The 23,264-nt window shown below is 70.7% G+C and carries 22 protein-coding genes; 8 read left to right on the top strand and 14 right to left on the bottom strand.

The window, feature by feature from the left end; translation table 11 throughout:
- Window positions 1–43 precede the first annotated feature (43 nt).
- Window positions 44–676 carry an alpha/beta fold hydrolase gene (locus AB0J87_RS29985; RefSeq protein WP_355197696.1) on the bottom strand — a complete coding sequence of 211 codons (633 nt, stop codon included), beginning with the start codon at window positions 674–676 and terminating at the stop codon, window positions 44–46.
- 175 nt (window positions 677–851) lie between these two features.
- Between AB0J87_RS29985 and AB0J87_RS29980 the strand changes: the two genes are divergently transcribed.
- Complete coding sequence (locus AB0J87_RS29980) at window positions 852–1,403, top strand: TetR/AcrR family transcriptional regulator (protein WP_363970441.1); 552 nt, start codon at window positions 852–854, stop codon at window positions 1,401–1,403.
- Between the two features lie 161 nt (window positions 1,404–1,564).
- The gene (locus tag AB0J87_RS29975; RefSeq protein WP_363970439.1) at window positions 1,565–2,257 is read left to right on the top strand and encodes a poly-gamma-glutamate hydrolase family protein; all 693 of its coding nucleotides are present in this window, start codon (window positions 1,565–1,567) and stop codon (window positions 2,255–2,257) included.
- Between the two features lie 20 nt (window positions 2,258–2,277).
- On the opposite strand, the gene AB0J87_RS29970 is transcribed toward AB0J87_RS29975, so the two are convergent.
- The 4 genes from AB0J87_RS29970 to AB0J87_RS29955 form a co-directional block, all read right to left on the bottom strand.
- On the bottom strand, window positions 2,278–2,802 hold the full coding sequence (locus AB0J87_RS29970; RefSeq protein WP_363970437.1) for a hypothetical protein: 525 nt from the start codon (window positions 2,800–2,802) through the stop codon (window positions 2,278–2,280).
- A gap of 79 nt (window positions 2,803–2,881) precedes the next feature.
- Window positions 2,882–3,568, bottom strand: a complete 687-nt coding sequence (locus AB0J87_RS29965; RefSeq protein ID WP_350726049.1) for a response regulator transcription factor — start codon at window positions 3,566–3,568, stop codon at window positions 2,882–2,884.
- Window positions 3,565–4,680 carry a histidine kinase gene (locus tag AB0J87_RS29960; protein WP_363970435.1) on the bottom strand — a complete coding sequence of 372 codons (1,116 nt, stop codon included), beginning with the start codon at window positions 4,678–4,680 and terminating at the stop codon, window positions 3,565–3,567. The genes AB0J87_RS29965 and AB0J87_RS29960 overlap by 4 nt, the downstream gene beginning before the upstream one ends.
- 75 nt (window positions 4,681–4,755) lie before the next feature.
- Complete coding sequence (locus AB0J87_RS29955; RefSeq protein ID WP_363970433.1) at window positions 4,756–5,583, bottom strand: CPBP family intramembrane glutamic endopeptidase; 828 nt, start codon at window positions 5,581–5,583, stop codon at window positions 4,756–4,758.
- 205 nt (window positions 5,584–5,788) lie between these two features.
- Between AB0J87_RS29955 and AB0J87_RS29950 the strand changes: the two genes are divergently transcribed.
- Window positions 5,789–8,290: a hypothetical protein gene (locus AB0J87_RS29950; RefSeq protein WP_363970431.1), complete on the top strand. Its 2,502-nt coding sequence runs from the start codon at window positions 5,789–5,791 to the stop codon at window positions 8,288–8,290.
- Window positions 8,291–8,328: 38 nt separating this feature from the next.
- Here the strand turns inward: AB0J87_RS29950 and AB0J87_RS29945 are convergent, their stop codons facing one another.
- Window positions 8,329–10,125 carry a DJ-1/PfpI family protein gene (locus tag AB0J87_RS29945; protein ID WP_363970429.1) on the bottom strand — a complete coding sequence of 599 codons (1,797 nt, stop codon included), beginning with the start codon at window positions 10,123–10,125 and terminating at the stop codon, window positions 8,329–8,331.
- A 61-nt stretch (window positions 10,126–10,186) separates the two neighbouring features.
- The gene (locus AB0J87_RS29940) at window positions 10,187–10,324 is read right to left on the bottom strand and encodes a hypothetical protein (protein WP_363970427.1); all 138 of its coding nucleotides are present in this window, start codon (window positions 10,322–10,324) and stop codon (window positions 10,187–10,189) included.
- A 69-nt stretch (window positions 10,325–10,393) separates the two neighbouring features.
- On the opposite strand from AB0J87_RS29940, the gene AB0J87_RS29935 reads away from it, so the two are divergent.
- Window positions 10,394–10,900 carry a GNAT family N-acetyltransferase gene (locus tag AB0J87_RS29935; protein ID WP_363970425.1) on the top strand — a complete coding sequence of 169 codons (507 nt, stop codon included), beginning with the start codon at window positions 10,394–10,396 and terminating at the stop codon, window positions 10,898–10,900.
- Between the two features lie 108 nt (window positions 10,901–11,008).
- Window positions 11,009–12,208, top strand: coding sequence for an FAD-dependent monooxygenase (locus tag AB0J87_RS29930; protein ID WP_363970423.1), 1,200 nt, complete (start codon window positions 11,009–11,011; stop codon window positions 12,206–12,208).
- Window positions 12,209–12,222: 14 nt separating this feature from the next.
- Here AB0J87_RS29930 and AB0J87_RS29925 read toward each other — a convergent pair whose 3' ends face one another.
- The 5 genes from AB0J87_RS29925 to AB0J87_RS29905 form a co-directional block, all read right to left on the bottom strand.
- Window positions 12,223–12,804: a TIGR03086 family metal-binding protein gene (locus AB0J87_RS29925; protein WP_350726063.1), complete on the bottom strand. Its 582-nt coding sequence runs from the start codon at window positions 12,802–12,804 to the stop codon at window positions 12,223–12,225.
- 92 nt (window positions 12,805–12,896) lie between these two features.
- Window positions 12,897–13,880 carry a cytochrome d ubiquinol oxidase subunit II gene (gene cydB / locus AB0J87_RS29920; RefSeq protein ID WP_363970421.1) on the bottom strand — a complete coding sequence of 328 codons (984 nt, stop codon included), beginning with the start codon at window positions 13,878–13,880 and terminating at the stop codon, window positions 12,897–12,899.
- A gap of 45 nt (window positions 13,881–13,925) precedes the next feature.
- Window positions 13,926–15,296 (bottom strand): cytochrome ubiquinol oxidase subunit I, encoded by a 1,371-nt coding sequence (locus tag AB0J87_RS29915; RefSeq protein ID WP_363970419.1) that lies wholly within the window; start codon window positions 15,294–15,296, stop codon window positions 13,926–13,928.
- A 35-nt stretch (window positions 15,297–15,331) separates the two neighbouring features.
- Window positions 15,332–16,408, bottom strand: a complete 1,077-nt coding sequence (locus AB0J87_RS29910; RefSeq protein ID WP_363970417.1) for a Gfo/Idh/MocA family oxidoreductase — start codon at window positions 16,406–16,408, stop codon at window positions 15,332–15,334.
- On the bottom strand, window positions 16,393–17,097 hold the full coding sequence (locus tag AB0J87_RS29905; protein WP_363970415.1) for a ThuA domain-containing protein: 705 nt from the start codon (window positions 17,095–17,097) through the stop codon (window positions 16,393–16,395). The genes AB0J87_RS29910 and AB0J87_RS29905 overlap by 16 nt, the downstream gene beginning before the upstream one ends.
- A 197-nt stretch (window positions 17,098–17,294) precedes the next feature.
- Here AB0J87_RS29905 and AB0J87_RS29900 point away from each other — a divergent pair, with 197 nt between their 5' ends.
- On the top strand, window positions 17,295–18,197 hold the full coding sequence (locus tag AB0J87_RS29900) for a hypothetical protein (RefSeq protein WP_363970413.1): 903 nt from the start codon (window positions 17,295–17,297) through the stop codon (window positions 18,195–18,197).
- 81 nt (window positions 18,198–18,278) lie between these two features.
- Here the strand turns inward: AB0J87_RS29900 and asnB are convergent, their stop codons facing one another.
- Window positions 18,279–20,123: an asparagine synthase (glutamine-hydrolyzing) gene (asnB, locus tag AB0J87_RS29895; RefSeq protein ID WP_363970411.1), complete on the bottom strand. Its 1,845-nt coding sequence runs from the start codon at window positions 20,121–20,123 to the stop codon at window positions 18,279–18,281.
- A 142-nt stretch (window positions 20,124–20,265) separates the two neighbouring features.
- On the opposite strand from asnB, the gene AB0J87_RS29890 reads away from it, so the two are divergent.
- Entirely contained in the window at window positions 20,266–20,733 is a 468-nt protein-coding gene (locus tag AB0J87_RS29890) for a PPOX class F420-dependent oxidoreductase (RefSeq protein ID WP_363970409.1), read from the top strand.
- Window positions 20,734–20,778: 45 nt separating this feature from the next.
- Here AB0J87_RS29890 and AB0J87_RS29885 read toward each other — a convergent pair whose 3' ends face one another.
- Window positions 20,779–22,185 carry an MFS transporter gene (locus tag AB0J87_RS29885; protein ID WP_363970407.1) on the bottom strand — a complete coding sequence of 469 codons (1,407 nt, stop codon included), beginning with the start codon at window positions 22,183–22,185 and terminating at the stop codon, window positions 20,779–20,781.
- A gap of 59 nt (window positions 22,186–22,244) precedes the next feature.
- Between AB0J87_RS29885 and AB0J87_RS29880 the strand changes: the two genes are divergently transcribed.
- Window positions 22,245–22,889 (top strand): TetR/AcrR family transcriptional regulator, encoded by a 645-nt coding sequence (locus tag AB0J87_RS29880; protein ID WP_350726082.1) that lies wholly within the window; start codon window positions 22,245–22,247, stop codon window positions 22,887–22,889.
- Window positions 22,890–23,264 lie beyond the last annotated feature (375 nt).

Here is a 23,264-nt window from a genome sequence, read left to right as displayed (position 1 = left end):
TCCCGTGCGCTGGAGCGTTCGGGTACAGCCAGCTGTACCCGGATCAGGACGGGCAGGTCCCGTCCAGAGCGCTGATCACCCCGTCGATGAACACCTGCGACTTCGGCTCGTCGGCATGCGCCACCCCGGGGAACTCGGCCTTGCACCACACGCCGTCGATGACGTCGTTGCGGGTCTCGTCGAGCGAGCTCACCAGCAGCGTGTAGCGGACGGGGTCGGGCGTCGGGTCGCCGCTGTTGAGCTGGCTGATGAAGGTGCTGGTCGGGCACATCTGCCCGCCCTGGTTCGCCGGCAGGAGGCAGGCCGGCCAGTAGCCGCGCTGCCCGGTGCCCATCGAGACGTAGCTCAGCGTGGCATCGGCGCCGCCGAGGGACTTCAGGTAATAGCGCGCCGACAGCCCTCCCATGCTGTGCCCGACGAGGCTGACCTTCCCGCCGCCGTTCTCCTGCCGTACCTGTGCCACCAGGTCCCTGATGGCTCCCGCGTTGGCGATGTTCTCCTCGCCGGGGAGGTCGATCGTGTACGCGGGATGGCCGGCCTGCTCCAGCGCCGCCTCCATCTGAGCGAACTCCGTCGGCGACCCGTTCCAGCCGTGGATCAGGATGACCGGCTCCCGCTGCGCGGCCTGCACCTGCTGGCAGGTGCCCAGCCCGGCCAGCAGGATTCCCGCGGTCACTAACCCTGTGATGCGCCGGCGCCTCGATGACATGAGTCACACCTCGCTACTTCTGGGGGAATTCACTTACTGAGCACTCGGTAAGTGATGGGTTAGATTTAACACCGTGGCCCGAAGTAGGCAAGACCCCAGCAGACAGGAACGCGCGCGCTTACGGCGAGAGGAGATCATCGCCGTGGCCGCGGAGATGTTCGCGCGCGACGGCTTCCGCGGCACCTCCCTGCCCGCCGTCGCGGCCCGGGCCGGCATCAGCGAGCCCGGCCTTCTGCATCACTTCGGCAGCAAGGCGGGACTGCTCCTGGCCGTGATCGAACGGCGCGACCTCGACAGCGAGGCGTTCGCGATGGAGCTCCTGGGCATGGAGCCCTCCGGGCGGCTGCGGGCCATGCCGGAGTTCGCGCGCCGCAACAAGGAGCGGGCGGGGCTGGCCAAGCTGTTCACCGTGCTGGTCGCCGAGAGCCTGGAGCCCGGCGCGCCCGGCCACCGGCACTTCGTCGACCGCTACCGCGCGATGCGCGCCATCGTCGCCGACAGCATCCGGTCGGCCCAGGCCGCCGGGCTCGCCCGTCAGGACATCGACCCCGCGGCCAAGGCCGCCGAGATCATCGCGACTCTCGACGGCCTGCAGACCCAGTGGCTGCTCGACCCCGACACGATCGACATCGTGGCCGGCGTCGAGTCCTACGCCCGCACGCTGGAGCACGACCTGACGTGCGGGCTCCTCTGACCGCTCAGGTGGTGCAGGGGACGCCGTTGAGCGTGAAATTGGTGGGCTGGTCATTCGAGCCACTCGCGTTGAAGCCGACCCCGAAACTCGTACCGGGATCGATGGCTCCCAGGGAAGACGGCGGCATGATGGCGGTCAAGAAGATCGTCGAAAGGTGCCACGTGGAGAAGATCGTGTCCGTCGCCGTCGCGAGCGTGCTCGTGATCGGCCTCGCTCCCGCCGCTCACGCCGTGTCCGCGAGCGATGTCTACGCCAACTACGCCGAGCTCTCCGCCCACGAAACCGAGGGCCGGGACTATCGCCGCGTCCTTCGCGTCCCCGGCGGAGCGAAGGTGGCGCACATCGCCATCCACGGCGGCGCCATTGAGGCGCCGACGTCCCAGCTCGCCGACCAGGCCGCGGGACGCAAGCACGCCTACTACTCATTCGTCGGCACCAAGGACAGCGGCAACAGCGCTCTGCACATCACCTCTACGCACTTCGACGAACCCAAGGCGCTCTCGGTGGTGGCCGCCGTCGACTACACCATCTCCTGGCACGCCGCGGCGGGCACTGCCGCCACCACCTACGTCGGCGGGCGTGACACGACATTGATCAAAAAGGTGACGGCCGAGCTGCGCGCCGCGGGGTTCCCCGTCTCGGCGTCCGTACCCGACGAAATCGGCGGCGACAGCCCCCGGAACATCGCGAACAGAAACCGCAGGGGCATGGGGGTGCAGCTGGAAATCAGCCGGGGTCAGCGGGAGCGGTTCTTCAAGGAAGGCAAGCTGAATCGCGCCTGGATCGAGAGCCCGGCCAACCGCACGAAAGCCTTCTACAAGTACGTCGCGGCCGTCAATCGCGCCCTGAGCTGAGGAGCCGAAAGCCCGGCGCCTCACCTGGGGGTGAGGCGCAGGATGGCGTGGTCGCGGGAGAGGTAGGGCACTTCCAGCCGCAGGTTGTTGATGCGGGCGGACCTGCCGGGAGCCAGGGACAGCTTGCCCTCGTCGCGACAGCGCCCGTTGACGCAGCTGCTGGAGATGCTGACGTTCGCCCCCTCGGCCTGCAGCCCGCCGGTGAAGCCCAGGAGCGCGATGGTGGCCTCGTCCGGGTCGAGCGAGCTGATGGTGATCCGCTGCACGCCGAACCGCTTGTCGATCCGGAGCCGGTCGCCCGCCCGTACCTCGACCTCGCAGTCGGCGTCCTTGCAGGACGCCAGGCTGCTCCCGTCGGCCGGGTGATGCCCGGTGGACGAGGGCCGGACGGAGGCGGTCGGCATGGGAGACACGGTGTCCGTCGTGGGTGGCAGCGTGTCCGTCGCCACCGACAGCGGCGTTGACGGCGTGGTACGCGAGTCGGCGCAGGCAGCGGCGAGTACGACCAGCAGAGCGGCGGCGGTGAACCGGACGACGGTCGGCATTGGGCTCCTCCAGGCGGACACTCCTGACGTTGTGCCCGTCCTAACTGCGAAAATAACCCTGCGTAATCAAAGTGGCAGCTCAGTCCGTGCCGGACACCAGCCCCACCCGGTAGGCGAGGACGACGGCCTGCACGCGGTCGCGCAGCTCGAGTTTGGCCAGGATCCGGGACACGTAGGTCTTCACGGTCTCGGCGGTGATGAACAGCTTCTCGGCGATCTCCGCGTTCGACAGGCCGCCCGCGATCTGTTCGAGGACCTCGAGTTCGCGGGGGGTCAGCGTGCGCACGATCTCGTCCCTGGCCGGGCGGGACGGGTCGGCGGGGCGGAGCCGTTCGGCGAAGTGGCCGATGAGCGTGCGGGTGACGGCGGGCGCCAGGAGGGAGTCGCCGCGGGCGATGGTCCGCACGCCGTTGACCAGCTCCGCCGGTGGCGCGTCCTTGAGCAGGAAGCCGCTGGCGCCGGCCTTGAGCGCTTCGTAGACGTACTCGTCGACGTTGAAGGTGGTGACGACCAGCACTTTCGCCGGGGCCTCCGTGCCGGGGCCGGCCAGCCGCCGGGTGGCCTCGATGCCGTCCACGATGGGCATCCGGATGTCCATCACGATGACGTCCGGGCGCAGCAGCCGGGCGGCCTCGACGGCCGCGCGGCCGTCCGCGGCCTCCCCGACGACCTCCATGTCCGGCTGGACGGAGAAGATGGTGATGTAGCCGGCGCGCACCAGTGCCTGGTCCTCGCAGATGAGCACCCGGATCGGCGTGTCGGTCATGGACTGCTCCTGTACGGGATGAGGGTTCGGACGCCGAACCCGCCGCCGGGGCGGGGCCCGGCCGCCAGTTCGCCGTCGAGCATGCGTACGCGTTCCCGCAGCCCGTCCAGACCTCGCCCGCCCGACGGCACGACGGGTGCGGCGTCGGCGGGTCCGTCGGTGATCACCTCGATCTCGAGGTGGTCGTCGTGGTGGTGGACCGTGACCGCGGTGGGCCGCCCCGTCGCGTATTTGATCGCGTTGGTGAGCGTCTCCTGCACCACCCGGTAGGCGGCCAGCTCCACGTCGACGGACTGCGGCCGCTGGTCGCCGCGTTCGGTCAGCTCGACGGGCTGGCCGGCCAGCCGGGCCTGTTCGACCAGGTCGCCGATCTTGCCCAGGGCCGGCGCGCGGCCCGCGACCGCCGAATCGCCGGTGGCCTCCAGCACTCCGAGCAGGTAGCGCAGCTCCGTCAGCGCCCGCCGGCCGGTGTCGCTGATGGCGACGAGTCCGGCCCCGGCGCGCTCCGGCGCGCTGCCGACCAGGAACTGCGCCGCGTCGGCCTGGACGACCATGGCGGTCACATGATGGGTGACCACGTCGTGCAGCTCGCGGGCGATGCGCGCCCGTTCGGCCGCCGCGGCCACCTCCGCGCTCAGGCGCCGTCGCTCGGCCTCGTCAGCCCGCCACCGGCGCATCCCGGCACCTGCCATCCAGATCACCGCCAACGTCAGATAGAACGCGAGGAACGCCGGGGCTCCGTTGGGCGACCCCAGGCCGTGCAGCACGACGACCAGCAGGACATAGCCCACGGTCGACACCGCGACGAGGCCGCGGCGGAACCGGACCTGATAGGCGCCGGCGGCGTACAGGGACAGATAGAGCCCGATGCTGGCGAACGTCTGCGGGTAGCTCAGCGCCTGATGAACAGCGAAGGCGGCGCCGATGATCGCGAGGCAGCCCGCGGGCCATCGGCTGCGTACCACCAGCGGCGCGGACTGGGCCACGGTCAGCGCCACGGCCAGCGCGTCCAGCGGGCGCTTGGGCAGGTCGCCGAGCTGCGCCCCGATGGCGGACATCGTCGGCACGGACGTCAGCAGCATGAGCGCCGCCGCGAGCGCCGTGTCCTTCACGGACAGGTGGCAAGCTCGCCACCAGTCTGACCATAAGCGGGCGGAACGGGCGGCGTTCGCGAACACCGGGCAAGCCTAACGACCCCCACGTCGCGCAGGGAGCAGTCCGCCGCGCCGGTGCGCGAGGACGAGCATCGGTACGGCGAGCAGCAAGCTCAGCAGGACGGGCACGATCGACGCCTCCAGCCCGAACTCGCCCCCGGTCAGCACCGCCGGACCCGAGACCTCGGCGGTCAGCAGACCGGGCGACACGTGGCCGGAGACCGGGATTCCCAGCAGCCCCTCGGTGGCGTTCCAGGCGAAGTGGAGTCCCACGACGAACCAGATGCTGCGCCGCCACAGGTACGCGGCACCGAGCAGGACGCCGGCCTCGACGGCGATCGCCAGCGAGCTCCAGAGGCTGGCTCCCGGGTTGGCCAGGTGCATGGCGCCGAACAGCAACGCGGTGATCGCCAGCGCCACCCGGCTGCCCCACAGCGCCTCCAGGGCCTGCAACGCCAGGCCGCGGAACATCAGCTCCTCGGTGACCGCCGCGCCGACCGCCGTGAACACGACCGGCAGGACGTTCCCCGACGACCACGAGAACGAATAGCCGCCGGCCGCCGCGATCAGGAGCACGGAGCCGAGTACGAACCCCAGGCCGATCCCGGCACCGGACAGCGCATCCCGTCCGGCCCCGTCTCTGGCGATCTCCGGAGTGGGCCGCCCCGCGACGAAGCGCATGACCGCCCGGTAGACGACCACCGCGGCGACCGCGCCCACCACGGCGAGCACCGGCGCTCCGCCCCCGGTCAGCGCCGACACCACGATGAGGCCGAGCAGCCCGATCAGCATCCAGGTGAGGGGGAAGCGGGCGATCCTGCGTATCCGGCCGTCGCCGGGGACTGTGGCTGGCGTGCTCATGGTGACCTCCGTTGACGTCGGCCGCGCGATCGGCGGCCCCGGCGAAGACGGTATGAGCGCGATGGAGTCCGGCGAATCACCAATGAGCGGACGATTCAGGTAGCTCTCACGGGGGATGGGCCGGCGCCATTGACGGACCCCGCCCATAAGGTTACGGTCGGGACCGGAATTGAGCGTAAACGAACACGACCCCGGAGGTGGTGCCGTGCGGATTCCCGTGGAGGGGCACTTAAGGTGGCCCCGGCTCACGCGCGGAGCGGTGGCGGCGGCGCTCCTTGCGGCGCTGCTCGCGGCGCCAGGAACGCCCGCGTTCGCGGCCGACCTGCGGATCGCCAACGACGGCTTCGACGAAGGGCTGGCCGGCTGGAGCGGCTCGCACACCGCGGGCGGCGTCGAGGCAATGTCCTGGGACGGGCGCACCACGGCGCGCGTCACCGACGCCGACCCGGCCGCCGCCTACGGCAGGGAGAGCATGCCGGGCCTGCCCGCCACCGCGGGCACCCGCTACACCCTGCAGGCCCAGGTGTGGGCCGACAGCGGCACCGCGTACCTGTATCTGCGCTTCCGTGACGCCTCCGGCAACCTGCTGGCCGGCGGCGGCAACGCCCCGGCGACGGGCAGGCGCTGGAACCGCGTCACGGCCTCGGGCGTCGCGCCCGCCGGCACGGCCACCGTCTCTGCCCTCATCTACTCGGGCGTGGCCGACGTGGGCACCGCCTACTGGGACGAGGTGCTGATCACCAAGGACGTGACCGACCTCGGCGTGCAGATCGACAGCAGCGTGCCCAACGCCACCACGTTCGCGGGCGGCAGCGCGTACGCCGTCTACACCGGCACCGCGGAGGCCAACCCGCAGCTGGCCGTGATCGACGTGGCCACCGAGAAGGTGACCCAGAAGCTCACCATCCCCGACAGCGCGGCCACGCCCACCGTCGGCGGCTGGGCGGCGGCCACCGCCACCGACGGCAGCGTCTACCTCGGCACCTACCCCAACTCCAAGCTCTACCGGCACGTCCCCGGCCAGTCCACGATCACCGACCTCGGCCGGGCGGAGGGCGGCTACTCCTTCATCTGGGACCTGGAGCCGGGAGCGGGCGGGAAGGTGTACGGCGGCACCTACAACGACGGCCGCTACTTCAAGTACGACAACGGCGCCTTCACCACGATCGGCAGCGTCCCCATCGTGGCCGGCGCCCAGTACGTGCGCAGCCTCGCCCACGACCCGGCCGCGAACGCCACCTACCTCGGCACCGGCACGAACGCCGCCCTGATCAGGTACGACAACGTCACCGGCCGGGTGGACAGCCTCCTTCCGGCCGCCTACGCCCACAACTCGATGGTGGGCGGCCTCACCTGGACGGGCGACAGGCTGTTCGCCTGGATCGACCGCACCCTGCTCGTCCTGCGCGTCGTCCGCGACGCCGACGGCTCCTACTCGGCCGCCACCGACGCCGCGATCACCGACGTTGACCTGCACCACTCCCCGGCCCGCGACGGCCTGGTCTGGTTCGTCAAGGACGGCCTGCTGCACTCGTACGACATCGCCGCCCGGACCGTGCAGGCGACCTCCGTGCGGCCCGGACTCGATGTCACCGGCTACACCTGGTCGGGCAGCACCCTGGTCGGCCTCGGCGCGGCCACGGACGGCACCAGGATCTTCAAGTACGAGCCCGCCGGCGGGCGCTGGAGCAGCAACCTCGTGACCGGCACCCCCGTCCTGCCCGCCGCCATCAACGCGCTCGGCGCGGGACCCGACGGCCGCGTCTACACCGGCGGCTACCTGACCGGCGGCACCGGCGTCTACGACCCGCTGCGGGGCGACGGCGACGACAACCAGCCGGACCGGCCCACCCTCAACGGGCTCAACCAGACCGACAGCCTGCTGGCCCACGACGGCCTGCTCTACATCGGCGTCTATCCCTCGGCCCGGATCTACAGCTACCAGCCCGGAGGCCCGTGGCCGCCCACGCTCAGGTACACGGGCGGCGAGGCGGGCGACAAGGCCGACGACTGCGAGCCGGGCAAGGGGCCGCCCCCGCAGGACCGGCCGTACGCGCTGGCCGGCGGGCCGGACGGCACCGTCTACATGGGCACGGTGCCGAAGTACGGCAAGCGCAGCGGCGCCCTCACCGTCTGGAAGCAGGGCACGGCCGGGCGGACCCTGTGCGTGGTGCCCGACCAGGCCGTCGTCTCGCTGGCGTACGCGGGCGGCAAGGTGTTCGGCGGCACCTCCACGCGCGGCGCCCTGGGCGTCGACCCCGTCTACGCCCCTGGAGCGTCGGCCACGCTGTTCTCCTACGACCCCGCCACCGGCGCCGTGCGCACGCATCCGCTCCCGCTGACGTCGCCCAAGGCCGTCACGGCCCTGGCGGCGGTGGACGGCGAGCTGTGGGGGCTGGCGGGCGGCTCGCTGTTCACCCTCGATCCGGCGCGGCCCGAGGCGATCACCGTCAAACGGCTGTTCGCCGACCCCGACTACACGGCCAAGCCCAGCGTGGCCTGGCGCGACGGGGTGCTGCTGACCGTGCCCCAGGACCCGGCCCGCGTGTACGGCACGGCCGGCGACCAGATCTTCGCCATCGACAGGTCGACCAAGGCGGTGACCGTGCTGCGGACGGAAGCGGGGATGGAAGGGCTGACGGCCGACCGCTTCGGCAACCTCTACTACAAGATCAACGAACGCCTGTTCCGGCTCGCCCGGCCATGAGGCGGATTTCGGCCTGAACCGATACCACGCGGAGGGGGTCAGCGCTCGGGAGCCGTCGTCACCGGCGGCTCCTCGGGGGCCGGCGCGTCGGACGGTTCCGGGCGCCGGGCACGGATCCGGCGGGACACCATGCCGGTCGCGACGGCGGCGGCGCCGCCCAGCAGGGCGAGCAGCACGGGGACGAGGGTGGCGGACCACGGCCAGGCGCTGCCGGTCAGCTTGACGTCGAGCACCGGGTACTCCAGCGTCTTGGCGGTGAACCGGGCGGTCCGCACGTCGTAGGTGCGGGCGAGGTCGCGCAGCACCGGGTCGAACGCGAACTCCGGATTGACGTGGAGGTACTCGGGCCGCGGCCCCGTGGTGGCCGCCGCGCGGCGGCTCGCGGCGTCCAGCCCCGGCACGAGGAGGCGGTCGAGGCCGGCCGCCGAGACCGTCGAACGCGGGACGAACGTCAGTCCGTGCTTGGAGTGGATCACGCCGTCGCCGACCGCGACGGTGCGCCCGACCATGGACTCCTCGGTGTAGGAGACGAACGCGGAGGCGAGCTCCAGCTCCCCGACGCCCTCGGTGAGCTGGACGCCGATGGTCGTCGGCCCGGTCTGGTAGGAGGCGTTGAGCGCGACGACCACGTCCGACGGCTCCAGAGCGGATTGGGGGATCTGCGCGGCCCTGCCGGGCAGGTAGTGGCGCCAGTGGACCCGCTGCGCCGCCGCACGCGCGGTGTCCGCGTCGAGCAGCCGTTCGACGATCCGGAGGCCGCCGTCCACCCCCGACAGCACGCCGCCGGTGGTGATCACGTTCCCGTCGTCGACGTACCGCGTGCCGCCCGTCCACCTGACGTCGGGGAAGTCCTTCCGCAGCCCGGACAGCCGCAGCCAGTGGGAGGTGGCGGGCCTGCCGTCCAGCAGCCCGCTCGCGGCGAACGTACGGGCGCCGGCGCAGACGCTGACGGTCAGCGCGCCGGCGGCCGACTGCTGCCGCAGCCAGGCGCGGATCGAGGCGGACTCGGCCGGATCGGGCGGCTGCAGGGCCGGGATCACCACGGCGTCGAGGTTGTCGTCCCGCTCGCTCATCAGCCGCGTCAGCTCGTCGAACGTCAGGTCCGGCACGATGTCCAGGCCGCCGGTCAGGGGCACCAGCCGGGGTCCCGCCGAGACGACGTAGGTGTTCACCCGGCCGGTGCCCGCCAGCACCTCGTACGGCCCGAGCAGGTCGGCCACGTTGGAGCCCTTGCCGCCGACCAGGAAGGCCACCGTGGGCTTGGCCGGATCATGGGCCTTGGCCACCGGCTGGGCCGACGCGGCGTCCGAGCGCGCCCGGTACAGGTCGCCGAACTTGCCGATGGTGTTCACGGCTGAGACCGAAGCGGGGATCAGCAGCACGGCCAGCACCACGGCCGTCCTTCTGACCCACTTCCACGGGACGCGCAGGCGGTGGTGATGGTGGAGGTACTCCTCGCGCCGCCACAGCATGGCCACGGCCATGAGGACGAACATCAGCGTGTGCCCGATCGACATCACCAGGTGGCCCGGCAACGCGCCGAACCAGTACGGGACGAGCAGCACGAGGAACGGCGCGAACATCGCCAGGCTCATCTCGCCGACGGCGGCCCAGCCGTGGCGGCGCACCCGCATCCAGACCGCCATGCCGACGGTCATGTCGGCGGCCATGATCAACGTGCTGACGTCGAACCGGGTGTCCCCCGGCAGGACCGCGCTCCACACCAGGCCGAGCAGCAGCATCCCGAGGCTCATCGCGATGACCATCTCGATGTAGTGCCAGACGAAGCGCCCGGCCAGGCGCGCCTTTCCCGTAGATGGTTCGTCAACAGCCATTGCCGGACTCCTGAACGTCGTCGATGAGGGGGTTGTGGCGCCCTGCTTGACCGGTGCCAGTTCAGCCCGGCGGCCGGAAGCCGGGCAAGCGGTGACCGGCCGGCTTGTCCGAATAGCCGGGCATCGTGTCGCTTTCGGCCTTGCTCATCAGGGGCTCTGCCGCCGACCAGCACCGCCCCGACGTGGCGGTGATCGACATCGGTTTGCCCCACGTGGACGAGCTCATCGACGCCATCCGCAGGGTCGCACGCGGCGATAGCGTTTTCCCATGAACGGAGCAATCAACGTGTTCCCGGCATCTCCCGGCGACGGGGACGCGGTGGGCGAGATCCACGCCGAGTCATGGAAGGCCGCCTATGCCGGATTCTTCTCTACGGAGTTCTTCGACGAGGCGGTGAGCCACCGGCGCGGCAAATGGCACGGCGTGCTCGCCGAGGACAAGGACACCATCCTGCTGGCCGCGCTGGACGGGCGACCGCTGGCGTTCTCCTACTTCGGCGCCTCGCCGGCGCACCCGGAGTCAGCGGAGATCTTCGGCTTCTACGGCCACCCCGACGGCTGGGGCACCGGCATCGCGGGTGCCCTGATGACCGCGTCCCTGGACAGGATCCGCGAGGAGGGCTTCGGGCGGATCCATCTGTGGACGCTGCGTGGCACGCCCCAGTCCCGCCGTTTCTACGCCAAGAGCGGCTTCACGGAGTCCGGCGCGGTCCGCGGCCACGACTTCGGCGACGGCAACCCGATCGAGCAGATCGAGTACGAGCTGATCCTCTGAGCGGACGCGCTCGTCCTGTCCTCCGGAACGCCCCCGCTCCCAGGCAACCGACCGAGCCCTGTTACTCTTAGTGACAAATAGGTTACCTTGGGTATTTCGGGGGCTCTTGTGAAGGTCGCCTGCGTCGGTGGCGGACCCGCCAATCTGTACTTCTCCATCCTGATGAAGCGGGTGGACCCGTCCCACGACATCACCGTCTACGAGCGGAACCCGGCCGGATCGACGTACGGCTGGGGCGTGACCTACTGGGACGAGCTGCTCGGCTACCTGCTCGCCGCCGACCCCGAGTCCGCGAGCGCCATCCGCGCGAACTCGGTCCACTGGGACAGCTGGGTCGCGCACATCCGCGACCGCGCGACCGTGACGGTGGATCACGGCGACGAGGGCTACGGCATCGGCCGGCACCTCCTGCTCGACATCCTCGTCGAACGGGCCCGCGCGCTCGGCGTACGCGTCGAGTTCGAGCGCGAGATCACCGGCGAGCACGAGCTGCCCGAGGCCGAGCTCATCGTCGCCGGCGACGGCGTCAAGAGCACGCTGCGGCAGCGCCACGCCGACCACTTCGGCCCCGAGTTCGCGGTCGGGAACAACTTCTACACCTGGCTCGGCACCACCCGGATCTTCAAGGACTTCACCTTCGCCTTCACGGAGACCCCGCACGGCTGGATCTGGTGCTACGGCTACGGATTCAGCCGGACGCACAGCACCTGCGTCGTCGAGTGCTCCCCCGCGACCTGGCGAGGGCTCGGGTTCCACGAGGCAGACGAGGCCGACAGCCTGGCCCTCCTGGAGAAGCTCTTCTCCGAGATCCTGGACGGGCACCCGCTGATCGGCCGGGCACACCCCGACGGCAGCTCGCACTGGCTGAACTTCCGCACCCTGACCTGCCGCACGTGGCACCGCGACAACGTCGTCCTGCTCGGGGACGCCGCGCACACCACGCACTACTCCATCGGCGCCGGCACCGCCCTCGCGCTCGGGGACGCCGCCGGCCTGGTCAACGCGCTGTACGAGGAGGCGACGCTGCCGGCCGCCCTCGCCCGCTACGAGCGCGACCGCAAAACCGCGATCCAGGGCACCCAGAAGAGTGCCCACCGCAGCGCCCAGTGGTACGAGAACCTGCCGCGCTACATCGACCTGCCGCCGGGGCAGATGTTCACGCTGCTCGGCCACCGGCACTCCGCGCTGCTCCCGCACGTGCCGCCGAAGCTGTTCTACGTGATCAGTCAGACGGCCGAGTCGCTGACCGGGCTCGTGTCCTGGCTGGGCTCGAAGGTCACGCGCACCCCGGAGGCGCCCGCGAGGTGATCGCGGGGCTCCGGTCAGGCGGACCAGTGGGGGTCGCGGCCGAGCAGACCGAGGACGCGATGCTGGAGCGGAGCGTCGCCGGGCACCGCGACCTCGGGGCCGAAGACGACGACGCCCGGGCCGAAGGCGCCGGGGATGCGCATCTCCTCGGGGATCCGCTGGACGGCGGGCCACATCTCCTCGATCTCGGCCGGGTCGATCGTGTCGTCCTGGCCGGTCGCGCGGGCGAGATCCCAGCCGTGGAGCACCATGTCGGCGCTGACGACCTGGTCGATGTGCCGCTCGACGGACATGCGCCCGCCGGGGGTGTCGATCTCCCGCGCGGCGGCGGCCGGGTCGGTGAGCAGCGGCTCGACGTCCGCACGCGCGGAGGCGAAGGCGGCGGCCGGGTCTTCCTCGACGGGCGGCGCGGGGCTGAGCGACCTGCCGAGCGGGCTGAGCATCGCGGCGTGCATGTCGACGATGTGGCCGACGACGTCTCTGGCGGTCCATTCCGCGCAGGGGGACGGGTGGGACCACTGGCCGGGAGCGACTGCGGCGATCTTGGCCGCGAAGATGTCGGCTCGGGTCCGATAGCGGTCGGCGATCTCGCTCATGAGGGCTCCTTCTCCTCCCCGGCTCCGATGATGATATCCGTGGCGAGGCCGCGTGCGATGATCAAGCGCAGGTCGCCGCCAGGTGATGGACGTCAGCCGACGCCGATCCGGTGGCGGAAGACCCAGTACGTCCAGCCCTGGTACAGCAGCACCAGAGGCAGGAAGATCACCGCGACCCAGGTCATGAGGCCGAGCGTCTTCGGGGTCGCGGCCGCGTTGCGGGCGGTCAGGCTGTAGGCCGGGTTGATCGTCGAGGGCAGGACGTCGGGATAGAGGACCGTGAACAGGCTGATCACGGTCAGGCCGATGGCGACCGCCGACAGCAGGAACGCCCAGCCCTGGCGGCCCCGGCCCACGGCGACCAGCGAGGACGCGAAGGCGACGACGGCCAGGACCGCCAGGACGACCGTGGCGGGGCTCCCGCCCTGGAGCTGCGTCCAGGCCAGGAAGACCACCGCGAGCACCGCCGCGACGACGCCCGTCCGCACCGCCACCGCGACCGCGCGCCGGCTGATCTCCCCCGCGCTCTTCAGCGCCAGGAACACGGCCCCGTGCGTGGCGAACAGCGCCAGCGTCGTCAGCCCGCCGAACAGCGCGTACGGGTTGAGCAGGTCCCCCACCGTGCCCACGTACTCGTGGCGGGAGTCGAGCCGCAGGCCCCGCACGATGTTCGCGAAGGCGACGCCCCACAGCAGCGCCGGCACGAACGAGCCCGCCACGATGCCGGCGTCCCACCGCCGCCGCCAGGTCGGGGAGTCGCGCTTGCCCCGATACTCGAAGGCCACCCCGCGCACGATCAGCGCCACCAGGATCACCAGCAGCGGCAGGTAGAACGCGCTGAACAGCGAGGCGTACCACTCGGGGAAGGCGGCGAACGTGGCCGCTCCCGCGGTGATCAGCCACACCTCGTTGCCGTCCCAGACGGGCCCGATCGTCTCGATCATCGCGTGGCGTTCCGCGTCGTTCCTGGCGACGACGGGCAGCAGCATGCCGACGCCGAAGTCGAACCCCTCCAGGACGAAGTAGCCGAGCCAGAGCACGGCGATCGCCACGAACCAGACGTCGGTGAGCTCCATGCCGCGATCTCTCCCCAGGTAGTCGGGCGACTGGTAGGCGGGCGACTAGTAGGCGGGCGACGGCTCGCCTGGCTCGGTGCTGTCGCCGGACGGCGGGGCCATCCGGCCGTACTTGATCATGAGACCGGCCTCCACCACGGCCAGCACGCCGTACAGGAGGGTGAAGACGATCAGCGAGGTGAGCACGGTGCCCACCCCGATGCTGGGCGAGACGCCGTGAACGGTCTTCATCTGGCTGAAGACGATCCACGGCTGCCTGGCCGTCTCGGTGAAGATCCAGCCGAAGCTGTGCGCGAGGAAGGGCAGCACGACGGACCACACGGCGGCCCGCCAGATCCAGCCCTTGCCGCGTACGCGTCCGCCGCGGGTCAGCCAGAGCAGGACGAGGGCCACCAGCCCCGCGAGCATGCCGAAGCCGATCATCAGCCGGAAGGACCAGTAGGCGAGCGGGATGTAGGGACGGTAGTCCCCCGGGCCGAACCTGCGCTGGTACTCCCGCTGGAGGTCGTTGACGCCGTGCACCTTGCCGTCGAACGAGCCGGTGGCCAGCTGGGACAGCAGGCCCGGGATCTCCAGCGCGAAGATCGGCCTCGTGCCGTCGAGCGTCCCGATGGTGAACAGGGAGAACGGCGCCGGCTGCCGGGTTTCGTAGAGCGCCTCGGCGGCGGCCATCTTCATCGGCTGCGTCTGCGTCATGATCTTGCCGAGGACGTCGCCGGTGCCAAGGGTGCCGACGGCGCCCACGAGCACCGCGACCGCGCCGAGCCGGAGGGACGGGCGGAAGACGTCGGCGTCCCGCTTCCTGGCCAGGTGCCAGGCGGAGACGGCCATGAGGATCACCCCGCCGGCCAGCCAGCAGCCCAGGATGGTGTGCGGGAAGGTGGCCAGCAGGACCTTGTTGGTCAGCACGGCCCCGAAGTCGGTCAGCTCCGCCCGCCGGTCGACGGTGAAGCCCACCGGCCACTGCATGAACGAGTTGGCGGCCAGGATGAAGTAGGCGGACACCATGCTGCCGATCGCGACCGTCCAGATGCACGCGAGGTGCACCAGTTTGGGCAGCCGGTCCCAGCCGAACATCCACAGCCCCAGGAATGTCGACTCCAGGAAGAACGCCAGCAGCGCCTCCAGCGCGAGCGGGGCGCCGAAGACGTCACCGACGAACCTGGAGTAGGAGCTCCAGTTCATCCCGAACTGGAACTCCTGCACGATCCCCGTCACCACGCCCATGGCGAAGTTGATCAGGAAGAGCGTGCCCCAGAACTTGGTGGCGCGCAGGTAGGCCGGGTTGCCGGTGCGTACCCAGGCCGTGTTCAGGATCGCCACCAGCACCGACAGCCCGATCGTGAGCGGCACGAACAGGAAGTGGTACACCGTGACGATCCCGAACTGCCAGCGAGCGAGATCCACGGTGTCCATGTTCTAACGGTAAGTGCCCGATCGGGCGCACTCGGTTACGACACGCTCGAATGGAGGGCCACGGGACGAGGACGTTCGCACGTGCTCGTGATGGTCACCGCCGTGCCCGAGCCCGCCGCGGCCAGCAGCGACTCCATGACGTCGAGCACGTGGAAGGCCAGCGAGCCGCCCGCGCGGAGCTCCTGGTCCGCCGCGAAGTCGAGCAGCCCCACGCCGCGCCCGGCCCCGACGTAGCCGGCCGACTCCGGAAGCTCCTGCCAGCCGTCCTTGCCCGAGATCAGGACCTGGCCGTCGAAGCGGTTCGGGTCGGGTACGACGAGCGAGCCCTGCTCACCGTGCACCTCGATGTTGGGCGCCTTGGTCGCCGCGCCGTCGAAGCTCATCACCAGCGTGGACAGCGCGCCCGAGGCGTGCACCAGCACCCCGGTGACGTGGGTGTCGACCATGACCGGGATCTCCTCGCCCTGGCGGGGGCCCGAACCGATGGTGCGCTTGGCACGCGTACGGTTGGCCGCGCCGATGACGCGCGCCACCGGCCCGAGCAGCGTCACCAGGCTGGTGATGTAGTACGGCCCCATGTCCAGGAGCGGGCCACCGCCGGGGACGTAGTAGAAGTCGGGGTTCGGATGCCAGCGTTCGTGACCGGGCGTCATCATCGTCGCGGTCGCCGCGATCGGCCTGCCGATCCGGCCGTCGTCGATGGCCTCGCGCGCGGTCTGCGTGCCCGTGCCCAGCACCGTGTCGGGCGCGCACCCCACGCGTACCTGAGCGGCTGCGGCCGCCTCGAGCACGCGCGTGGCGTCCGCGGTCGTCGCGGCAAGGGGCTTCTCGCAGTAGACGTCCTTGCCGGCCGCTATGGCCTGCAGCGCGACCTCGGCGTGGGCGGCGGGAATGGTGAGGTTGAGCACGACGTCCACGCGCGGGTCCGCCAGCAGCTCCGCCACGCTCAGCACGTCGACCCCCTCATAGGGGCGCACCGCCTCCCGGGCCCGGTCGAGATCCAGATCGGCCACGGCCACCAGCCGCAGCTGCGGCAACCGGTCGATGGTCCGGAAGTACTGGGCCGAGATCGCCCCGCACCCCACGACGCCGACGTTCACCGGCTGGCCCACAACATTCCCCTTTCGATGATGGTGCGCACGCTGTCGTTCTGCAGGACGTCGAGGCTGTGCCCGGGGGTGGTGACGAAGATCTTCCCGTTCCCCCACCGGCGGGTCCAGATCGCCGGCGAGGTGACCTCCCGGTGCCAGGGATCCCACGGGCGGACCTGCTGCGTCGTCGTCGCCAGCACGTCGATGTAGTCGTCGGCCAGGACCCAGTACTGCTCGGTGACGAGGTTGAAGTCGGCGATGCCCTCGGTGATGGGGTGCGTGGCCGCCTCGGGCAGCATGTTGACGGTGTACGGCACGAAGTTGTCGGCCTGCGTGCCTTCCCGCTCGGCCGGGTCCTTGCCGGGATGGCAGGCGAACTGCCCGCCGATGAGATGCAGGTAGTCGGAGGAGTTGCGGTAGGAGTCGGCGATGCCGCCGTGCCAGCCGGCCATCCCGGTGCCCGCGCGGATCGCGGCCTCCAGCCCGCTCAGCTCCTCCCTCTCGATCGTGCCCATCGTGTAGCACTGCACGATGAGGTCGATGCCGGACATGAACGCGGAGTCCGCGTACGGCGCAGGAGACTCCGCCCGATGCACCTCGAACCCCTGCTTCTCGAGGAAGGGCACGAAGAGCTCGGTGGCCTCGACCGGGACGTGACCCTCCCAGCCGCCGCGCACCACCAGCGCCTTCCTGCCGTGTTCGTCTGCCATGCTCCCGCCTATCGCTTAAGGGACAAACGACTCTGATATTCGCATTTCACACCTAACTATCTGAAGAGGTGTCCACCATCTGGCGCATGAAGGCGACGGATGCGGGCAGCGCTGTGCGGGCGGATCCCCCGGCGCCGGCTTACACGTGGCTTAGTCCGTGGGGGTTCTAATCGGACAAACCCGATGTGGAGGACAAGGTGCCACCGACTGACCAACCACACGAGGAACTGTCATTCGAAACGGACGGGCCGCGCAGGCGCGTCCCACGACCGCTGATCGTCGCCGCCGCCGTCGTCCTGGCGACGACGGGCGGGATCGGAGCCGCCTCGGCGGCGTCGGGAACGACGCCGACGGGCACGCCGACCCCCACGCCGACGATCAGCGAGACACCCACGGAGACACCGACCACGACACCGACCGAAACACCGACCGACACTCCGACCGAAACACCCACGGACACGCCCACCACGACGCCTCCTGACATAGCGCCGATCAACCCGTCGGCGTTCGTCGGAACCATGCACGGCGAGTTCGCGGTGGCGACGAAGGACGGCTGCGGCACCGTGACCCTGTTCGCCCAGACCGGGCAGGCGACCGCCGTCGCGGAGGACTCGATCACCGTGCGCAGCCAGGACGGCTTCGAGCGCACGTACGCGATCGACGACAACACGCACACCGTCGCCGGACGCCGCGGCAACAGCGCGGTCAAGCAGGACGACTGGGTGTCGGTGACCGCGATCGGCGCCGACCAGACGTCCACGCCCACAGCCACAGCCACAGCCACAGACACGACCACAGACACGGGCACAGACACGGCCACAGACACGTCCACTGCCACGGCCGCCACCGTCTACGACCTGTCGCGGCCCACCAAGCGGATCTGGTCGTACAAGGGCTGGAAGCAGGCATGGCAGTGGTGGCCAGGCACGCCTGCGTGGCAGACCCCGACCGCGTGCCCGACGCCGACCACGACGCCGACTACGACGCCGACCGAGACACCGACCGACACTCCGACGGAAACGCCCACCGAGACCCCGACCCCCGATCCGACGTCATCGGTCTCCGAGACCCCGACCCCGACGCCCACGCCGACCTCCTGATCGGCAGGTAGCGCCGTCTTCGTCCCGAGCGGCTCCCCTCTCACTCGGGCGTCGAACGGCGTGCCGCGTCTCGGCCAGCGGTCAGAGCGCGAGATGGACCCGGTACTCCCTGAGCCACGCGTCGAGCTGCAGCAGCCGCTCCAGCGAGGCGCGGGCCGCAAGGGAGCTGGAGTCGCCCACGGGGCGGTCGACGAGCGCACGCGCCTTGTCCAGGCCGAGCAGCTGGGCGCAGGGCGTGTCACGCTCGAGCAGGGCGCGGGCCTCCTCGCGCAGGGCCTGTTCGTAGGCGGGGTCCTGGGTGGCCGGGTAGGGGCTCTTGACGCGCTGGAGTACCGACTCCGGCAGCAGGTCCGCGGCGGCCGCGCGTAGCAGGCTCTTCTCCCGCCCGTCGAAGGTCTTCATCGCCCAGGGGGCGTTGAAGACGTACTCCACCAACCGGTGGTCGCAGAACGGCACCCGGACCTCCAGCCCGACGGCCATGCTCATCCGGTCCTTGCGGTCGAGCAGGATCTGCACGAACCGGGTGAGGTGCAGATAGCTGATCTCGCGCATGCGCCGCTCGTGCCCCGTCTCGCCGGGCAGCTCGGGCACCTCGGCCATGGCCTGGCGGTAGCTCGTGTCCTGGTAGCCGGTGACGTCGAGCGTGCGCTCCAGGTCCTCCTTGAACAGCTGCTCCACCCCCAGGCGGTCGGTGAGGCCGCCGATGAACCACGGGAAGGTGTCGGCCGCCACCGCCGCGGGGTCGTGGAACCACCGGTAGCCGCCGAACACCTCGTCGGCCGACTCCCCGGACAGCGCCACCGTGGAGTGTCCCCTGATCGCCTCGAACAGCAGGTAGAGCGAGCTGTCCATGTCGCCGATGCCGATCGGCAGGTCCCGGGCGCGCAGCACGGCGGCCCGCACGGCCGGGTTCATCAGCTCCCGCGAGTCGAGCACGATGTCGGTGTGCTCGGCGTCGATGTGCTCGGCCACCTCGTGGACGTACGGCGCGTCGGGCGTCGAACGGGTCGCGTCGGGCTTGAAGTGCTCGGTGTAGCCGGCGAAGTCCACGGCGAACGAGCGGACCCTCCCGAGGTCCTGCTCCGCCAGGCCCTTGGCGGCGAGCGCGGTGATCGTGCTGGAGTCGAGGCCGCCCGACAGCAGCGCGCACAGCGGCACGTCGCTGATGAGCTGGCGGTGGACGATGTCCTCCAGCAGGTCGCGCACCGTCTTGACGGTGGAGTCGACGTCGTCCTGGTGCTCGTGGGACTCCAGCTGCCAGTAGCGGCGCTTGCTGCACCCGTCGCGGCTCACCCGGATGAGCTGGCCGGGGCGCACCTCGTACATGCCTTTGAAGATCCCGTGCTCCGGCGTCTTGACGTACGCCACCAGCTCGCGGAGCCCATCGGCGTCGATCACCCGGTGGGCGAGCGGGTTCGCGAGGATCGCCTTGGGCTCCGAGCCGAACAGCACGCCGTGGGCGGTCGGGTAGTAGTACAGCGGCTTGATCCCCATGCGGTCGCGGACCAGCAGCAGCTCCTCGCGCTCGGCGTCCCAGACGGCGAAGGCGTACATGCCGTTCAGGCGGGCGGCCAGGTCCTCGCCCCACTCGACGTAGGCGCGCAGGACGACCTCGGTGTCGCTCTGGGTGCGGAAGCGGTGCCCGCGGGCGGCCAGCTCCTCGCGCAGCTCGCGGTAGTTGTACACCTCTCCGCTGTACGTGAGGACGGCCGGCTCCAGCCCGTCCTCGTCGGCGACCATGGGCTGCCGGCCGCCGGGGAGGTCGATGATGGCCAGCCTCCGGTGGCCGATGGCGGCGTGCGGCGCCATCCAGAGCCCCTGGTCGTCGGGACCGCGGCAGGCCATCGTGTCCGTCATGGCCTGCGCGGTGGCCCTCTCGCCCATCAGGTCCCGCTCGAAGTCAACCCAGCCGCAGATGCCGCACATGCCCGACTCCTCCCGATTGCCCCGACGCCTCCCTGATGCCCCGCCCGGGCGGGTTATCACGCCGGGGAACGCCTCCCGCCCGGCGGCCGCCGCTTCGGATGAAAGGATCGAAGCGTTTTCGTATGACCGAAAGGCACATGAGATGGCTCCGAACATCGCCACCGCACGCCACGTCGACCTGCCCGAGCTGCTGGAGTTCCTCCGCCCCAGGCACCACGGCCTGCTCTCGACCACCCGCAAGGACGGCCGGCCGCAGCTGTCACCCGTCAGCTGCGGGGTCGACCAGGACGGCCGGATCGTGGTCTCCACCTATCCCGACCGGGTCAAGGCCCGCAACGCCCGCCGCGACGAGCGGGTGTCCATCTGCGTGTTGTCCGACGACTGGAACGGCCCGTACGTCCAGGTCGACGGGCACGCGGAGGTGCTGGACATGCCCGACGCCCTCGAAGCCCTGGTCGAGTACTACCGGTGCATCGCCGGCGAGCACCCCGACTGGGACGAGTACCGGGCCGCCATGCGGCGCCAGGACAAGTCGCTGATCCGCGTCCACATCGACCGCTGGGGCCCCATCGCGACCGGCGGCTTCCCCGCCCGCCTGATATCGGAGTGACACCCGGCCGGCCGTGGTCGCGGGGACCCTCCTGAAGCACGCCGGTCAGTCCTTCCGGGCGGGCAGCAGGTACACCAGGACCGCCGCCACGCTCGCGACGGCGAAGGTGAACACCGAGGACATCCCCAGGCCGTGGGCCGCCGCGGCGGCCCGGTCTCCGGTGGCGGGATCGAAGGCGTGGAAGAACACGACTCCGATGAGCGCGACGCCGAGCGCGTTGCCGACCTGCTGGGCGGTGGACAGCACGCCGGAGGCCATGCCCACGTCCGCGGGGTCCGTCCGGGCCAGCACCGCGTTGAGCGACGGCGTGATGAGCAGCCCTCCCCCGACGCTCTGCAGCATGAGCGTCGGGATGACGACCGCCGGCGTGAACGGCAGGCCGCCGATCAGCACGACCGCCGTGACCGCGTACCCGATGGCGAGCACGACGGCCCCGAACTCCAGGACGCGACGGCCGTACCTGGGCACGAGCCGGCCGGCGACCACGCTGAAGACGAAGAAGGTGAGGGCGGCCGGCGCATAGACCAGCCCCGCCCCGAGGGCCGGCATGCCGAGCCCGTCCTGGAGGGAGATCGACAGCACGAGGTAGTACGACGAGAGCAGCGCGTAGATCGTCAGGACGAGAGGGATGCCGACGGCGAACGACCGCGCGCGGAACAGGGAGATCCGCACCAGCGGAGTGGCGGTCCTGCGCTCGACGAGGACGAAGAAGGCGAAAGCGGGGATCGCCGCGGCCAGGCAGGCCCAGGTCCACCAGGGCCATCCCGCCTGCCGACCCTGGATGAGCGGGAAGGCCAGGAGGAACAGCGCGACGCTGAGCACGACGACCCCCGGCAGGTCGAGCCGGCGCGCGAGCGGCGCCCGCGACTCCGGCAGGAGCCTGGCCGCGAGCAGGATCGCGACGAGGCCGATCGGGACGTTGATCCAGAACACGGGGCGCCAGCCGGAGCCGAGCAGGTCGGCTCCGATCAGCAGGCCGCCGACGAGCTGGCCGCCGACGGTGGCGAGCCCCATGACGGCTCCGAGCACCCCGTACGCGCGGTGCCTGCCCTGCTCCGGGACCAGCACGGTGATGACCGCGTAGACCTGCGGGAGCATCAGCGCGGCCCCCAGGCCCTGCACGAGACGGGCCGCGATGAGGGCGAGCGCGGCCGGGGCGAGCGCGCACGCGACGGACGCCAGCGTGAAGAGGGCCATGCCGGCGACGAAGGTCCGCTTCCGGCCGTATAGGTCGCCGAGCCGGCCACCGGTGACGAGGAACACCGCGTAGGTGAGCTGGTAGCCGACCAGGATCCACTGCAGCTCGCCGCCGGAGGCGCCCAGGTCGGCCTGGATCGCCGGTCCCGCGACGATGACGATGTACGAGTCCAGAAGCGCCATGAACGCGCCGACCAGCACGATCGACACGGCGCCCCATGGCGTGGCGGCCACGGTGCGAGGCGTTGTTGTCATAGTCACGAAGAAAACGTACGATCGTTCGTACTTAATAGCAAGTGACATGATGAGGGCCCATGAGCGAGCTCGAGCAACCCGCCCCCGCGACGGCCGGGATCTCCGACCAGCGCCTCCTGCGCGGCGCGCGGGCCAGGCAGACGATCACGCGCCACGCCGTGGACGTCGCGTCGCTGGAAGGGCTCAACGGGCTCAGCATCGGCCGGCTGGCCACCGACCTCGGGCTCAGCAAGAGCGGGGTCGCCACGCTCTTCGGAACGAAGGAGAAGCTGCAGCTCGCCACCGTCGCCTCGGCGCGCGAGGCGTTCCGCGACGCCGTCATCCGGCCGGTTTCGGACGTGCCGCACGGCGTGGCCCGGCTGCGCGCGCTCACCGAGCGCTGGATCTCCTACGCCGAGACTCCCCTGTTCGCGGGCGGCTGCTTCTGGGCGGCGAACCTCCCCGACTTCGACAGCCGGCCGGGGCCGGTGCGCGACGCGCTCGTCGGCCACCACCGCGACTGGCTCGCGCTCATCGCCGGCGAGCTGCGCGGCGCCGTGGCCGCCGGCGAGATCGCCGACCTGGACGCCGAGCTCGCGGCCTTCCAGATCGACGCGGTGCTCATGGCGGCGAACACCGCGCTGCGCCTCGGCGACCACGAGGCCGTGGGCAAGGTCCGCCGCGTCGTCGAGGGATTCGCGGGCGCACGATCGTCCTCGTCCTGACCTGGGCTTTAGCCAAGGAACAGATAAAGGACAGCAAAAATCCCCAAATCTCTCTCTTCCGGAATTAGAGGACCCGTGCCGTGGATAGGGACATATAAGGAATTCGCGTCCTGCTAGGAGGGATCATGGCCGTCACCCAGCCGCGAGGGCGCACGACCGCCGGACCCGACGGGAATGGCACCAAGCGGTTCAGCCTGGACCTGCCGATGCTCGGCATCCAGGTCCGGCAGCCCGAAATGCGGATGCCACACCTAGAAATGCCACACATCGAGATGCCACGCATGCCGCGGATGCAGATGCCACGGATGCAGATGCCGAACATCCCGATGCCACGTGTCAGCAAGCAGGAGCTCGGTCACTACGTCGACGTCGCCC

It is taken from the genome of Nonomuraea sp. NPDC049625 (assembly GCF_040675285.1).
GTDB lineage: Bacteria > Actinomycetota > Actinomycetes > Streptosporangiales > Streptosporangiaceae > Nonomuraea > Nonomuraea angiospora_A.
This window is presented reverse-complemented; position numbering and strand designations above follow the sequence as displayed.